This window comes from Paraburkholderia megapolitana, assembly GCF_007556815.1.
GTDB lineage: Bacteria > Pseudomonadota > Gammaproteobacteria > Burkholderiales > Burkholderiaceae > Paraburkholderia > Paraburkholderia megapolitana.
The window spans coordinates 2,406,714-2,421,420 of record NZ_CP041743.1; the positions used below are offsets into that span (position 1 = coordinate 2,406,714).

At 61.8% G+C, this 14,707-nt stretch carries 12 protein-coding genes; 5 read left to right on the forward strand and 7 right to left on the reverse strand.

Annotation, left to right across the window (positions count from 1 at the left end; genetic code table 11):
- Positions 1-64: 64 nt before the first annotated feature.
- Entirely contained in the window at positions 65-709 is a 645-nt protein-coding gene (locus tag FNZ07_RS10245; protein WP_091018002.1) for a hypothetical protein, read from the reverse strand.
- A 187-nt stretch (positions 710-896) separates the two neighbouring features.
- On the opposite strand from FNZ07_RS10245, the gene FNZ07_RS10250 reads away from it, so the two are divergent.
- The 4 genes from FNZ07_RS10250 (at position 897) to FNZ07_RS10265 (ending at position 4,565) form a co-directional block, all read left to right on the forward strand.
- Positions 897-1,568 (forward strand): heavy metal response regulator transcription factor, encoded by a 672-nt coding sequence (locus FNZ07_RS10250; RefSeq protein WP_091018003.1) that lies wholly within the window; start codon positions 897-899, stop codon positions 1,566-1,568.
- Positions 1,565-2,971 carry a heavy metal sensor histidine kinase gene (locus FNZ07_RS10255; protein ID WP_091018006.1) on the forward strand — a complete coding sequence of 469 codons (1,407 nt, stop codon included), beginning with the start codon at positions 1,565-1,567 and terminating at the stop codon, positions 2,969-2,971. The genes FNZ07_RS10250 and FNZ07_RS10255 overlap by 4 nt, the downstream gene beginning before the upstream one ends.
- A 118-nt stretch (positions 2,972-3,089) precedes the next feature.
- Positions 3,090-4,022: a 2-hydroxyacid dehydrogenase gene (locus FNZ07_RS10260; protein ID WP_091018008.1), complete on the forward strand. Its 933-nt coding sequence runs from the start codon at positions 3,090-3,092 to the stop codon at positions 4,020-4,022.
- 57 nt (positions 4,023-4,079) lie between these two features.
- Positions 4,080-4,565 carry an OsmC family protein gene (locus FNZ07_RS10265; protein WP_091018010.1) on the forward strand — a complete coding sequence of 162 codons (486 nt, stop codon included), beginning with the start codon at positions 4,080-4,082 and terminating at the stop codon, positions 4,563-4,565.
- A gap of 20 nt (positions 4,566-4,585) precedes the next feature.
- Here the strand turns inward: FNZ07_RS10265 and FNZ07_RS10270 are convergent, their stop codons facing one another.
- Positions 4,586-6,952, reverse strand: coding sequence for a DNA polymerase II (locus tag FNZ07_RS10270; protein WP_091018216.1), 2,367 nt, complete (start codon positions 6,950-6,952; stop codon positions 4,586-4,588).
- 119 nt (positions 6,953-7,071) lie between these two features.
- Between FNZ07_RS10270 and FNZ07_RS10275 the strand changes: the two genes are divergently transcribed.
- Positions 7,072-8,013 (forward strand): alpha/beta fold hydrolase, encoded by a 942-nt coding sequence (locus FNZ07_RS10275; RefSeq protein WP_245811705.1) that lies wholly within the window; start codon positions 7,072-7,074, stop codon positions 8,011-8,013.
- Between the two features lies 1 nt (position 8,014).
- Here FNZ07_RS10275 and FNZ07_RS10280 read toward each other — a convergent pair whose 3' ends face one another.
- The 5 genes from FNZ07_RS10280 to FNZ07_RS10300 all read right to left on the reverse strand — a co-directional run bounded on the left by FNZ07_RS10280 (position 8,015) and on the right by FNZ07_RS10300 (position 14,542).
- Positions 8,015-9,334, reverse strand: a complete 1,320-nt coding sequence (locus FNZ07_RS10280) for a thioredoxin family protein (RefSeq protein ID WP_091018015.1) — start codon at positions 9,332-9,334, stop codon at positions 8,015-8,017.
- Between the two features lie 184 nt (positions 9,335-9,518).
- Positions 9,519-11,855, reverse strand: coding sequence for a TonB-dependent siderophore receptor (locus FNZ07_RS10285; RefSeq protein ID WP_091018017.1), 2,337 nt, complete (start codon positions 11,853-11,855; stop codon positions 9,519-9,521).
- A gap of 133 nt (positions 11,856-11,988) precedes the next feature.
- A complete protein-coding gene (locus FNZ07_RS10290; RefSeq protein WP_091018019.1) occupies positions 11,989-12,975 on the reverse strand; it encodes a FecR family protein in 987 nt (328 codons plus the stop codon).
- A gap of 42 nt (positions 12,976-13,017) precedes the next feature.
- Complete coding sequence (locus FNZ07_RS10295; protein WP_091018021.1) at positions 13,018-13,572, reverse strand: RNA polymerase sigma factor; 555 nt, start codon at positions 13,570-13,572, stop codon at positions 13,018-13,020.
- A 568-nt stretch (positions 13,573-14,140) separates the two neighbouring features.
- A complete protein-coding gene (locus FNZ07_RS10300; protein WP_245811706.1) occupies positions 14,141-14,542 on the reverse strand; it encodes a winged helix-turn-helix domain-containing protein in 402 nt (133 codons plus the stop codon).
- Between the last annotated feature and the right edge of the window lie 165 nt (positions 14,543-14,707).

A 14,707-nucleotide genomic window follows, 5' to 3' on the forward strand; every position in this document is an offset into this window, starting at 1 on the left:
GAAATCGGAAAACAATCGAGGCGAAGCGCCACCGCAAGCAAAAAACAAGCGGTGGCGCATGCAATTACATCGGCGGAACGACGCCGTTCTTACCCGCAGAAATGAAGTTCGCCGCGAGCGAGCTGTCGGCTTCCTTGTGGGCAAACAGCACTACGTGCGCGCCCGGCACGAGCAGCGAACGGTCGCCCGGTTCGAGATTGACGATCGGCACATCCTGCGGAATCACGACCTTCTTTTCGCCGCCCTTGTAGTTGATGGTGACCGTGCGGCCGTTGCTCACGACGACGCTACCCACCGTGCCGTTCGTCATCGAGCTGTTCGCGCCCAGATCCCACGGGCGGTGGCCGTCGCCCATGCCGCGCATGCTGGCCGGGAACACGTGAACTTCGAGTGCTTTGAGCGTGCCGTCGGCCTGCGGGATCGCGGCCGTGCCGATGTAGCTGTCCGCCTTGATGTCGCCGATGTTTGCGAGCGTGACACCGCGAATCGGCGTGTCTTTGGCGAGCTTCACGTCGACATCCTGACCGCTGTTCTCATGCACCTTGAGCGTGTCGCCTGCGAGCGCAGTGACCGTGCCGCGCACACCGGCCGGCGCGCTGGCCTGTGCGAAGGCGGCGGGCGCCGTCGTAGCGAAGGCGGCGACGATCAGTGCAGGCGCGGCGACTGCGCGCAAAAAATGGTGTACGGCGCTGGGTGCAGCAGGTTTCATGGTGTTTCCCGGTGGTGAAGGACGGGAGAAGCGTAGTGCGCGAGATGGCTCGTGCGTCTGACTTCTGGATGACAAAAACGTCATTAATTCCCGGAGACAGCCGGCTAGAATGCGGCAAAACATTCTTGATGAATGCGCGTTACCCTGTAGTTTCCCTGCACGCGCGCCCGCGGACGATTCAGCAACCATGAGCATTCTCGTCATCGAAGACGACCCGAAGACCGGCGACTACCTGAAAAAAGGGCTTCGCGAGAGCGGCTATGCAGTCGATCTCGCGCGCACCGGTACGGACGGCCTGCACATGGCGCTCGAGCATGCCTACGAACTGGTCGTGCTCGACGTGATGCTGCCGGGCATCGACGGCTGGGAGATCATGCGTACGCTGCGCGCGCGGCGCGACCTGCCGGTCATCTTCCTGACTGCACGCGATCACGTCAGCGACCGCATCCACGGTCTCGAACTCGGTGCGGACGATTACCTCGTCAAACCCTTCTCGTTCACCGAACTCGTGCTGCGCATCCGCACGTTGCTCAGGCGCGGCATCGTGCGCGAAGCGGATGTGTTCGAAGTCGCAGACCTGAAGCTCGATGTGCTGCGCCGGCGCGTGACGCGCGAAGGCATCGAGATTGCGCTCACCAACAAGGAATTCATGCTGCTGCATCTGCTGGTGAAGCGGCAGGGCGAGGCGTTGTCGCGCACGCAGATCGCATCGGAAGTGTGGGACATGAACTTCGACAGCGATACGAATGTCGTCGATGTCGCGATCAAGCGGTTGCGCGCGAAGATCGACCATCCGTTCGAGCGCAAGCTGATTCACACGGTGCGTAGCATCGGCTACACGTTCGGTCTCGAGACATGAAGCTCTGGACGTCGCGCTCGCTCACCACCCGCACCACGATCCTGCTCGCGCTGATCGCGTGTTTCGTGAACGGCGCGCTGGGTGCGTACTTCTACGGCTCCGCGCAGGTGTCGCTGCAGCGCCGCGCCGACCTCGTGTTGCTCGGCCGGGTCGAGCATTTCAGCCGGCTCGTGCGCGAGATGTACACCGTCAGCGAGCTGAAAGACCGACCGTTGCTGTTCGAAACGATGCTTGGCGCCGAGCAGGACGTGTTGCTGTTTCGCCGGCCGGGCGAAACGTCATTCATCGACGTCAATCCGCAGAACGTGCCGGTGCCGGCGCTACGCACGCTGGATGTGCAGCGGCTGCCCACGCTCGCCGATATTCAACAGACACGTCTGCCGAACGGCGTCATCATGCATTGGGCCGTCGCGCTCGCACCGGCTCGCGAGGACGGTGCGGCGGTCGAAATCATCGCCGGGCACCCAATGACCGCCGAGAAACGCATGCTGGCCGCGTATCGCGACCTGATCCTTGCCGCGACGCTGGCGGGCATGCTGGCTACAACGTTGCTCGCGTACGTCGTATTGCGGCGTGGACTGCGGCCGGTGCGGCACATCGCGACACACGCCGCGCAGATCAGCCCGACCAATCTCGCTGTGCGACTGAATAGCGATGATGCACCGGTCGAACTGCGCCAGCTGACGCTTGCCTTCAACGCGATGCTCGACCGGCTTGCGGACGGCTATCAGCGGCTCTCGCAGTTTTCCGCCGATCTCGCGCACGAAATCCGCACGCCGGTCGGCGCGTTGATCGGTCAGACCCAGGTGACGCTCGCACAGCCGCGCGATGTGGCCGAGTATCAGCAGGTGCTCGAGTCGAATCTCGAAGAACTGAGCCGCCTCAGTCATATCGCGGAGAACATCCTGTTTCTCGCGCAGGCCGATCACGCAGGGCTGTCGATCGAGCGCGCGCCGGTTGCGTTGAGCGACGAACTGCACAAGATCGCGGACTACTTCGAAGGCATCGCGGACGAACGCGGCATGCGCTTCGCCGTATCGGCGGACGGGGTCGCGTGGGCGAACCCGATGTTGTGCCGGCGCGCGATCAACAACCTCGTCGTGAACGCCGTGCGCTACGGTGCGCGCGATACGGTGGTGCGCCTGACCGGTGTCCAGGACGGGCAGGGCGCGACCGTCGTCGTCGAGAACGACGGTGCGGCGATCGCGCCGGAACAGCTGCAGCGGCTCTTCGACCGCTTCTATCGTGCCGATGCGGCGCGCAGCCAGTTCACCGAATCGAACGGACTCGGACTCGCGATCGTCAAGGCGATCATGAACCTGCATCGCGGCACGGCGAGCGCTCAGTGTCCGACGCCGGGCGTGGCGCGCTTCGAATTGCGGTTTCCGGCGCAGGCTGGCTAGCTTGCTGCCCGGGCGGCGGCCCGGTAAGAGGAAGTTTTAAAGGCAGATCCCGAAGCGCGCCACGCTGCTCCTTGCTACACTTTCGCCTGTCGCCGTCTCCACACAACGCGCCCAGGTCATGAAGCCCTCCCTGCTGGTCCTGATTTCCCTTCGCGACGATAGCTACGCGAGCGTCGCAGCCTCCTTCGACATCCTTTACGCCCCGACGCCTGAGCAGCGCACGCAGATCATCGCGTCGCACGGTGCGACGATTCGCGCGGTACTGACCAACGGCACGACCGGCCTGACCGCCGACGAGATCGACCGGCTTCCCGATCTCGAGTTCGTCAGTGCGCTGGGTGCGGGCTACGAAAACATCGCCGTCGATTACGCCCGTGCCCGCGACATCGTGCTCGTCAACGGCGCCGGCACCAACGACGACTGCGTGGCCGACCACGCGTTCGCGCTGCTGCTCGCGGCGGTGCGCGACATCGCGCAGCGCGACCGGGCGACGCGCGACGGCGTCTGGCGCGACAAGCTGCCGTTGAGGCCGAACGTATCGGGCAAGCGACTCGGCGTATTGGGGCTGGGCAATATCGGACTGAAAGTCGCGCGGCGCGCGGCGGGCTTCGATATCGAAACCGGTTATCACAACCGTAAGCCGCGCGAAGGGTCGGCGCTGCGGTACTTCGATAGCGTGGTGGCGCTGGCTGAATGGAGTGACTTTCTCGTCATCGCGACGCCGGGTGGCGCGGGCACCCATCATCTGGTCGATCGGGCGGTGCTCGACGCGCTCGGGCCGCTGGGCTTTCTCGTGAACGTGTCGCGCGGCAGTGTAGTCGATACGGCGGCGCTGGCTGCCGCGCTCGAAGCGGGTACGCTCGGCGGCGCGGGGCTCGACGTCTACGAGGGCGAGCCGCATCTGCCGCAGGCGCTGGTGCATCTGAAGAACATCGTGTTGACGCCGCATGTGGCCGGATCGTCGCCGGAAGCGATCGGTGCATCGGTGCAGAATTTTCTCGTCAATGCGCAACGGCACTTTGCCGGCGAGGCCGTGCTGACGCCGATCTGAACGCGTGCCGCACACACAGTTTCTCCTGCACGATCTCTTTCATAAGGATGCGATCAGATGGCAACCCACACCGCGACCGTCGAATGGAGCAGCAACGGCAGCCGGTTTACCGATCGACGTTATAGCCGCGCGCATCAATGGAGTTTCGATGGCGGGGCGGTCGTGCCCGCGTCGAGTTCGCCGCACGTCGTGCGTGTGCCGTTCTCCGATCCTGCCGGCGTGGACCCGGAAGAAGGCTATGTCGCGGCGCTCTCGAGTTGCCATATGCTGTGGTTCCTCGACATTGCCTCGCAGGCGGGATATGCCATCGAGTCGTATCGCGACGAAGCGCTCGGAGAGATGGGGCATAACGAAGCGGGAAAGGAAGTCGTGACGCGGGTCGTGCTCAGGCCACTCGTCGTGTTCGGCGGAACGAAAGTGCCGGACGACGAAGCGCTCCGGCACCTGCATCATGAAGCGCACGAGTCGTGCTATCTCGCGAATTCGGTGAAGACCGTGATCGAGGTGGAGGGGAGCTGGACGCATCCGGATCGAGGCACGTAAATCTGTGGTTACGCCGCGCATCAAAACAACTGCCGCTGCCCCGAAATCAAAGTCGTAAAGTCATCGCGCAACATCGGCAGGATCGCATCGGCCACCGGCTGCAATTGCCGCGTGAGGTAGTGATCGTAGTCGATCGCCGAGCGCAGCGTTTCCAGCGGCTCCGGTCCCGCGACTGTCATCACATAGCTGACCCAGCCGCCGTTCTGGTATTGCAGGGGCCGCCCTTGCCGGCGATTGAATTCGTCGGCGACGCGTGCCGCGCGCACATGGGGCGGTACGTTGCGCTCGTATTCCTCAAGCGTCCTGCGCAGGCGTTTCCGGTAGACCAGTTGATCGTCGAGCTTGCCCGCGAGCGTATCGCGCACATAGTCGCGCACATAATCCTGATACGGCTGCCGCGTGAAAATGCGCCGGTACAACTCCTGCTGGAACTGCTGTGCGAGCGGCGTCCAGTCGGTGCGCACCGTTTCGAGCCCCTTGTAGACGATGTCCTCGCTGCCGTCCGGCAAAACAACGAGCCCGGCATAGCGTTTCTTGCTGCCGTCCTCGGCACCGCGCACGGTCGGCATGAAAAAGCGCCGGTAATGCCGCTCGAATTGCAGCTCCAGTGCACTTTCAATGCCGAAGCGTATCGGCAGATTCTGGCGCCACCAGGCATTGATATGCTCGACCAGCGCGCGCCCGATGCGGCTCGCGTCTCCCTCGTCATGCGCATGCTTGAGCCATACGAACGTGGAATCCGTATCGCCGTAAATCACTTCGTAGCCTTCGCCCTGAATCAGCTCGCGCGTGGTGTGCATGATTTCATGACCGCGCATCGTGATCGATGAGGCAAGACGCGGGTCGAAGAAGCGACAACCGGTCGACCCCAGTACGCCGTAAAAGGCGTTCATGATGATCTTCAGCGCCTGCGAAAGCGGCGCGTTGTGTTCGCGTTTGGCCGCTTCGCGTCCTTGCCACACCTGGCTGACGATCGCCGGCAAGCAATGGTGCGTGCGCGAAAAGCGCGCGCCTAGAAAGCCGGGTATGGATGCTTCGTCGGTGGGGTTCAGCGTGCCTTCTACCAGACCGACCGGGTCGACCAGGAAGGTACGGATGATCGACGGATACAGGCTCTTGTAGTCGAGCACCAGCACCGAATCGTAGAGACCTGGCCGCGAATCCATCACGAAGCCTCCCGGGCTTGCCGCGCCGGCCACATCGCCGAGATTCGGTGCGACATAGCCTTGCCGGTGCATGCGCGGCATGTACAGATGCGTGAATGCCGCAACTGACCCGCCGCTGCGATCTGCGGGTAAGCCGGTAACGGTGGCGCGCTCCAGCAGAAACGACATCAACTCGGTCTTCGCAAAAATGCGCGTAACCAGTTCGCAATCTTTCAGGTTGTAGCGGGCGAGCGCGGGCTTGTCTTCATCGAAGCGCCGCTGTATTTCATCCATGCGTTGATACGGATTGTCGATCGCCTTACCTTCGCCCAATACGGTGCGAGACACATATTCGAGGCTGAACGACGGAAAACTCCACGTCGCGGATCGCAGTGCCTCGATGCCGTCGATAATCAGCCGCCCGGCAGCACCTGCAAAGAAATGGTTCTGCTTGAGACCGTGCTCGCGCCATTCCATCGCCGAACCGCCGCGACCGAGCCGCAACGGCACGCGATACTGTTCGGCGTGCTGTTGCAGCACGCGTAAATCGAACTGCACGAGATTCCAGCCGATGATCGCATCGGGGTCGTGCCGTTCGATCCACAGGTTCAGCTTTTCGAGCATCTGCGCGCGGGTTTCGCAGTATTCGAGGTCGAAATCGCGTTCGCCTGCGTCGCCGTTGGGCGGTCCCAGCATATAGACCTGGCGTTGCCCACAACCTTCCAGCGCGATCGAATAGAGCTCGGTCTGCGCACTGGTTTCGATATCGAGCGACACGAGCTTCAACGAAGGACGATAACCGCTGGCCGGTTTTAGTTCGCCGTTCAGCAGCGAACCGTCGCGCTGCACATCGCCGCTGAAGTGCACGGGAGCAGTGATGAACCGCTCCATCATGTAGCGTTCGGGCGGAAAGATATCGGCTTCGTAGACGTCGACACCGCCTTGCCGCAGGCGCTTCTCGAAGCCCGTCAGTTGCCGGTACTGCGGGCAGTAAAGACCCATGACCGGCCGATGATGGAAGTCGCGCAGCTCGAGTGGCCGTAGATCGAGCGGTGCCTCGCGGCGCAGAATGGTTTCGGCGCGTTCGCGATGTCCAGCGGGAATAAATGCCACCGACGGTTGGTGACGCAGGAGGATGTGGCGGGGCCCGCTGTCCGTTGCCAGCCAGAAATCGACTTCCGTACCGGCCGGTGTGTCGCGCCAATGCCGGGTCAAAATGAAACCCTGTTCAAGCTCGGTCAAACCACCACCTCTCATGCGGGCGCCATCGCCATGCGCGATTTTACCGTCATGCGCACCTGCCTGCGACGCTGCTGCTGCCGTGGTAATTTGATTGCCTCGCGTGCAAGAGGATTACCACTGTGAAAACTCGAATTCTGTTGGGAACGGTTGCTGCGTTGATGGTTGGTCACACCGCGCAGGCTGCCATGCTGGAGTCGACGTCTGCTACGACTTCCTATCATCGCGTGATGGTCGACGGCACTTCGATCTTCTACCGCGAGGCCGGTCCGAAGAACGCACCGACAATCGTGCTGCTACACGGCTATCCGTCCTCGTCGCGCGAATTCGACACGCTGATTCCATTGCTGGCAACACGCTATCACCTGGTAGCACCCGATTTCCCGGGCTTCGGTCAAAGCGATGCGCCGCCGCCATCGTCGTACACCTACACGTTCGATCATCTGGCGCAAACCACTAACCATCTGCTCGAGAAACTGGGTATCGACAGATACAACCTTTATCTGCACGACTATGGCGGCCCGGTCGGCTTCCGGATCATGCTCGCGCATCCGGAGCGTGTGCAGGCACTCGTCATCCAGAATGCCAACGCTTACCGCGAAGGGCTAGGCGTCAAGTGGACGGGAATTGCGCAGTATTGGGCCGATCCGAAAGCGCACCCTGAAGTGCTCGATACGTTCATGTCGCCGGCGGCAAACGAACAGCGCCATACCGCCGGCACGTCGCATCCCGAACGCTACAACCCGGACACCTGGACCGACGAGGACGCCCACCTGTCCAGACCCGGTCAACGCGACATCCAGGGGGCGCTGCTATACGACTATCAGACGAATGTCGCCGCATATCCGGCATGGCAGTCGTGGTTGCGCGAGCACAAGCCGCCGACCCTCGTCGTGTGGGGGCGAAACGATCCCTCGTTCATTGCCGCCGGGGGAGAGGCCTTCGGGCGCGATCTACCTGCTGCCGAGATTCATCTGCTGGATGCGGGTCATTTCGCGCTCGACGAGCAGGTCGACGAGATTGCTTCGTTGATGCAGGTCTTTCTGAAAAAACATCTCGACTGATCTAGTGCAACACAACGGTCTTCGGCGCGCGGTCGAAGCGGTTCACCATGAGTTCGCAAACAGTGGAATAAAGTTCTGCCGCAAGCGAGTCCCGATGGCTTTTCCAGATCTCGAGGCGCACGGCGGTTGTTGGGTCCGCGGTAGATTGGGTCGCTTCCAGTTTGTCGATCAGCGTGCGTACCTGATGACGCCATCGGTTGACGGTTTCGATATCGTCGTCGGGAGGTTTGAGTCCGCATTGTCGCTCGACTTCGCGTAACGCCGCGTCCCCCATCATCCTCGTGTTGCGCTCGTCTTCGTCGGTCCAGAACCTGGGCTGCTCGCGTGCATAGGTTAGCGACAGAACCATCTGCAGCAACATGTCGAGGTCCAGTCGTGCGAGCGGACGGGCTACGTGTTCCATCTGTTCGATGAAGATCTGTTGCAGATCCAGCGGTGTCGCCGTGTCTTCCGACTGACGCAGGCTGTGAACATCCGCGAGTGCAATCGCATCGCGTGCCAACTCTAGCCAGGCCCGGTCATCGACCCGCGTGCCGACGAGTTCGCGAGCATGCAACACGGCGAGCCGCGCGAAGATCTCGCGGGCGTTGCCTTCCGGCGCGTATCGGACGAGTCCCCAGCGGCGATCGTGCAGCAGTCCATGCGTAACCGCCGGTGCGACACTGCTCAGGTCCGCTCCCAGAGGAATCGCCTCGATCAGTGCGATCGTGCGCGCACGTGCATAGGCAGCGCCTTCGGTCGCACAGGTCAGGCGCCAGAGCGTATCGATCATGTCGCCGAGCACGCCCGGTACGCCCACCTCGTCGACGAAGTGTCCGGCGTCGCCGGCAGCACAATGGGAGGGCGGATGCTCGGCACTGAAAACCGTGTCGCGCAGGCGCTTGAGACAGATCTTTTTGCGTGCTGCCTGACCCTGGAAGGCAAGCGCCGACGATGCGCAGAGTTCGTCGGCCCGCGCAGCGTTCCACGGCATGTCGGATCCAAAGCGATCCTCGATCAGTACCTGCACGCGTGCAACGGACGGTGCAACGAGCGCGGTGTGTAGATCGCCCTTGTCGAAGAACAGCACGGTTGGAATACGGTGGATGTCGAAGCGTTTAACAATCGCTTCATGTTCGTCGACGTTCACCCTGACAATTTTCAGGCGGCTCGTATGGTGTCGCGCAACCTGGTCGAGTAACGGATCGATCGCACCGCACGGCTCCGACCATGGTGCCCAGAAGTACAACAGCACCGGCGACGTCGTGTGCGCGACGTCGATCTCGAACTTCGCGTCGGTGGTATCCAGAACCTGAGTGGTCATGCCTGCCTTTAATTCCATCGAAACGCTCCTGCGCGTAATGCAGATCGAATAACGCGATAGATGCGCGCGATATTCTGGAGTCCGTTGTTGTTAAAGACGAACGAGGCAGGGAAGAGAACCAGTGGAATCAGCAGAAAGAAGATTCGCGATCATGAAGCTGGTAATACAGCCGTCATGACCGGCATGCTGCTACGCGAATGCGTTAGAAGTCGTACGTGCCGCTCAGAAAGAACAGGCGACCGGATTGTTGTTCGAGCCGTTGGTCCGCGTAGTCGTCATACAGCGCGCGGTTGAAGATGTTCTTCGCGCTAAGCGTCGCCGACCAGCGTTTGGCGTGGTAATAGACGCTCACGTCGGTGCGTGTCTGACCGGCTTGCCGGTACAGGTTTCCAGTAGCATCGATCGCGTTGTAATGAGTGCGAGCCCACACCCCGATCCCTGCGCCCCAGCCATGCAGGAACGCATTCTGGAAGTCATAGGTCGTCCACAGGCTTGCTACGTGAGTTGGCAGTTGTCCGACTTCGCCGTTGGGCGCCTGCGCATTGCTATACGTATAGCTCGCGATGACATTCCAGCCAGGCAGCAGACGGCCCGTGATGTCGAATTCGACGCCGCGATAGGCGATATCCGGAACGACTGCATAGAAGTTCGGGTGATTGAAGTCGTCTTGTACCGCGTGGGATTCCTTGCTGCGAAACAGTGCAACGGTCCCCGTCAGATGATCGTCGAGCAGACTGAACTTCATACCGGTATCGATCGAGTGACCGATTCTGGGCTGCGGGACGCTTCCGTTGAAAGTGGGAAACGTGTACTGCGGCAGGAAGCTGTGCGTGGTGTTCGCAAAGATGGCCAGACTATCGGTCAACTGGTACGCAATGCCGATGCTCGGAGACCAGTTAGTCACGCGTGCGGAGGGAATGCCTGGGGCATCGTGGGTGGTCCAGACCTGGCTACGCCCGAGATTGACCAGCACGTGGAGCGGTCCCCACGTCATCTGATCCTGCACGTATAGCGTCGTGAGGGAATCTCGCTGTGACGGAATCTTGTTGACGCTCGTTATCGCGACCGGTGGTAACGGCGGTACCGGAATGGGTACGGTCACCGACGTCCCGCTGCCGAGCGTCTGGGCATACCGGTCCGACGACCACGCGAAACCGCCCAGCAGCGTATGCGTGATCGGCCCGGTGCGAGTCTTGAACTGCAGGTTGTTGTCGACGCTGATCTGATCCTGCTGTATCTGGTTGGTTTGCGGCAGGAAGGTGGTCCCGCTGGGGGACGGTAACGCCGTGATGAGGTATTCCCGCGAGTCCTGGCTCGACGCGTCGTAGCGCGCCTTGCTGTGGAATGTCAGCGAACTCGTGAGCTTGCGCGTGTAGTCGTAATACACCGCCGTATCGTTGATCAGGTAGCGGTCATCCGGGCGACCAAGCGGAGACGACAGGTTCATCGGACCGGTCGGCAGTAGCAGCGAATTCGGCGCAAACGGTTCCCGGTCCGAGTTCTGTTGCAGTCCCACCACCAGCGTGGTCTGCGCATCGTGCCAGCCGATCGATGGCGCGACATAGAAATTGCGCTTGCCGTCGTAGCCGATGGAATCCTGGCCGGCACGCTCGCCGGACATCACGAATCGATAGGTCAGCTTTTTGTCGTCCGTGATCGCACCGGCCAGGTCGAGCGAGGTCAGCCAGTCGCCATATGACCCGGCCTGCACGGTGAGGCGCTGCACGGGGTCGGCCTGTGGGCGTTTCGTGACGATATTGACGAGCCCTCCCGCGTCCATGCTCCCCGCGAGAATCGAGTCCGCACCCTTGAGCACCTCGACGCGCGATATGGCTACGGGCGGCAGCGACAACGGAATGTCGGACTGGCTCAACGCGACCGGCAATCCGTCCAGCAGCACAGGCGCGGCGTATCCGCGGATATAAGGCAAACCCTGTGCGCTGTAGCTCCCGACCCGATCGATCGTGATGCTGCTGATATTGCGCAGCACGTCCCGCACCGATTGATCCTGCTGGCTTGCGAGGGTGTCCTGCGTGACGACGGCGATGGACTGCGGGATCTGGATGATCGGTGTGTCGGTGCGCGTTGCCAGGGAGCTTGATTGCGCGGCAAAGCCGAGGTCGTTCATCGCGTTCGTGCCATTGACCATCACCGGGGGCAGGACGGTGACGATATCGCTCGGGCGGAGCGGCAATGCTTCGGCCTGAGCGGGCGGCCCGTGAATGATGTAGGTCTTCTCGTCGCGCTGCTGCACGGTGAGCTGGGTGCCTTCAAGCAGCCGGTGCAGCGCTTCGGAGACGGTCAGCTTGCCCGACAGCGCGGGCGCGTTGTGGTTGGCGGTGAGTTCCGACGGCGCGAGGATATTGACCGCGCCTTCGCGGGCCAGTTGCGAGAGCGAGAGCGACAACGCCTGGGCCGGCAGCGCGATGATCGTTTGCGCATGAACAGCGAGGCTTGCCAGGCCGAGCGCGCCCAGCATACCCGCGAGCGTTGCCAGCCGATATTGCACAAGGGCCTTGCTTGTCCAGCTCGTTCTCATTCAAGGTCCAGGCGATCTACGTTGCATGCGGCAGGCACGATAAAAGTGTCAGGCGGCCGGGCGCGCGACAGATGACGGGATAACATCGGGTGTCCTGCGATGACGAACTTTGCTTTCCGGTTGCCGCTGCAGGCTAGTGGCGCGATGCAATGACGGCTGTGCCATCCGGCTTCATGGTAACTGTCACCGGCGCCACGGAGGGCAGTGTCTTGAGCAGTTGTTCCGGATCGGCGATCGAGAAGCCGCCGCTCACGCGAAACTTGCCTGCCTTGTTGTCGGCCAGCACGATCGGTTTAGACCGATAGCGCTGCAGATCCCCGATGACATCGACGATGCTCGTATTGTCGAAATCGAGCCGCTGGTCTTTCCAGCTCAGCATCGCGTTGACCGCCTGTGGTCCGTCGACCGCAACCATCGTCGTACCGTCGGTGCGCAGCGCCTGGTTGGCGGTGAGCAGGGCGGGCGGTGTGTCGGCGGATGGCGTCACCGATACGCGGCCTTCAAGTACCGCGACGCTCACGCCGGTTGGCAGCAGACGCACGCTGAACTGCGTACCGACGTCGCGGATATCGGCGGTGCCGGCGTACACGTGGAACGGCCGCACGCTGCTATGCACGACCGAGAACATGGCTTCGCCTTTTTCCAGCGTCAGCTCGCGCGAATGCAGCCGGTTGACGAAGCGCACTGCGGTATCGGTGTTGAGCAGGACGCGGCTGCCGTCATCGAGATCGAAGGCGAGTTGCTGACCGACCGCGGATGAAGTGGTCTGGTGCGACAGCACCGGATTGATGACCCACGTGGCGGCCGCCACCATGGCGCAACAGGCCATGGCAATGCCGGGCCAGAAACGCGACAGACCCGGTGCACGCGCGATCGTGGCGGCAGCAACCGGCACGCGACTTTCGATGTGACGCGGATAGCGATTGCGCAAGGTCCCGACGTTGACTTCGAGTGCCCGGTTAGCGGCTTCGAGACCGGCGACATGCGCCAGACGTTCGGAATCCCCGCCTGTCCATGTGTCGAGGGCGGTTTGCGCTGATTTTTGCTGTGCGATGTCGCCGAACTTCGCGGAGGCGAACAGATCGTCGGCGGCGTCGCGTTCGGACTGACTCAGCGGCATGGGCCTGACGATTCCCAAGGTACGAGCGTGGCTGGCCGCGTGCTAACCGAGCACGACACGGCACTCGCGCAAGGCTTGCACAAGGTATTTGCGGATGACCGTAGGGCTGATGCCCATTTCATCGGCGGCTTCTTCATAAGTCATGTGATGCAGTTTGCACAGGACAAAGGCTTCCCGGCAACGGGGTGGTAAGGCGTCGATGATATCGCATAGCTGGTCGACTGCCTGGCGACCAGCGAGCGAACGCTCGGGCGTCACCTCCGAACACGCCAGCCGGTCGATATCGTCTTCGACCTCGTCGACCGATTGCCACGACACGCGCGCGAAGCGCCGGCCACCGTCGATCTGCAGATTGCGGGCGATACCGAACAGCAAACCGCGCGGCGAGTGTACCTCGTGACTTTGCGCGTAGCGCAGTGCCCGCTCAAACGATGATTGCGCGACATCGGCCGCATTATCCGTATCCAGCTCGCGTGTCAGCACCCGTTTTAACTCGTGATAGCCGCTGACCAGTTCATCGAAAAGCCCCTTAGCCAAGTTAACTCCAGGCGAGTGCGACGAAGCGCGAGTTTGTAGAAAGGAAGGGCGGTTTGACATGCTGCCTCGTATCACCGCTTTAATTACGACGTCCTGCCGAATGTTACTAACTTTTACCCGGCCAGATTTGCAGTGTCAAGCAGCGACCAGACAGGACTGTACACGTGCGTGCGTTGCGGCGAGCGTGCGTGTGGCGGACCATCGGATGCGAAGTGAGGGGCTCGATGCGTAGTGCTTCGTTGCCGGCAAAACCGGCCTGCGATGTTTAGTGAAAATCGGCGATATTGCCTAAGATTTGCGTGCTTTTCGGCGAAAGCGCGTTGCGGGTTATTAGCTTATATGTTTTCGACGCTGAAGCGCATTTAACAATTTAACGTTTCGACAGCGAATTGTCGTATGTGACGGCATCGCACGAACACACAAAAATCGACAAAAACGTTTGCTGTTGCGCGACGGGCGCGAGATGGGCGCCGCCAGTATTTCTACTGGCGGGCGAGATGGAATGTGCGATGGAGTACGCCTACGCGTGTAGCGTAGGCGACGCGCAACGCGTCGCACGCGTGGCGGCGACGCGAAACTACCCGACGCGCGTAATAACCGCGTACGGTGGACCGCTTACGGCGCTGGCTCAGCCCTCGTCGAGCGGCAGCACGACCGTCCCGCGGCGCTTGCTGCCACGGACGAGGCCGCGGCGTGCCGCTTCGCGGAATGCCGCGTTGATCGTGTTGCGATGAAACCCGAGCGCATCGGCGATTTCGCGTTGCGGGCGGAACAGATCGCCAGGCCGCAGCACGCCGAGGCGTACCGCCTGCTCGATCTGATCGGCCAGCGCGATGCGAATATTGCCGCGCAGGAGGGCGAAATCCGGTTGCCACGCCGACACGCGTGTCGCAACCGCCGCCGCGGTATGCGTCGCCCGGGGTTCAGGGGCGGATCGATCGGCATCGATCGAAATCCGGTGGGGGATATCGCTGCTGCTGTGCGTCGGGATGCTGTGATCCGTGCGCAGATACTGCTGATCCATGCTCATTGCCCGTCCGATGCGATATACGGCGTCGCGACCGAAGCTCGTCCGCTTTCATGGCCTCGCCAGGGATAAAGACGAACGGTTGAAAAAGTCGGACCAGTGCGGAGGGCGCAATTATTCTTATCGGATGTGAGGATCTGATAGGCATAGCATGCGGGATGCGTGAAC

Bases quoted from the DNA above. Each gene is read 5' to 3' on its own strand.
- FNZ07_RS10290 (WP_091018019.1), bottom strand. From the start codon at position 12,975: ATGCCGCTGAGTCAGTCCGAACGCGACGCCGCCGACGATCTGTTCGCC.
- FNZ07_RS10295 (WP_091018021.1), bottom strand. From the start codon at position 13,572: ATGTCAAACCGCCCTTCCTTTCTACAAACTCGCGCTTCGTCGCACTCG.
- FNZ07_RS10300 (WP_245811706.1), bottom strand. From the start codon at position 14,542: ATGAGCATGGATCAGCAGTATCTGCGCACGGATCACAGCATCCCGACG.
- FNZ07_RS10260 (WP_091018008.1), top strand. From the start codon at position 3,090: ATGAAGCCCTCCCTGCTGGTCCTGATTTCCCTTCGCGACGATAGCTAC.
- FNZ07_RS10280 (WP_091018015.1), bottom strand. From the start codon at position 9,334: ATGGAATTAAAGGCAGGCATGACCACTCAGGTTCTGGATACCACCGAC.
- FNZ07_RS10255 (WP_091018006.1), top strand. From the start codon at position 1,565: ATGAAGCTCTGGACGTCGCGCTCGCTCACCACCCGCACCACGATCCTG.
- FNZ07_RS10245 (WP_091018002.1), bottom strand. From the start codon at position 709: ATGAAACCTGCTGCACCCAGCGCCGTACACCATTTTTTGCGCGCAGTC.
- FNZ07_RS10265 (WP_091018010.1), top strand. From the start codon at position 4,080: ATGGCAACCCACACCGCGACCGTCGAATGGAGCAGCAACGGCAGCCGG.
- FNZ07_RS10285 (WP_091018017.1), bottom strand. From the start codon at position 11,855: ATGAGAACGAGCTGGACAAGCAAGGCCCTTGTGCAATATCGGCTGGCA.
- FNZ07_RS10250 (WP_091018003.1), top strand. From the start codon at position 897: ATGAGCATTCTCGTCATCGAAGACGACCCGAAGACCGGCGACTACCTG.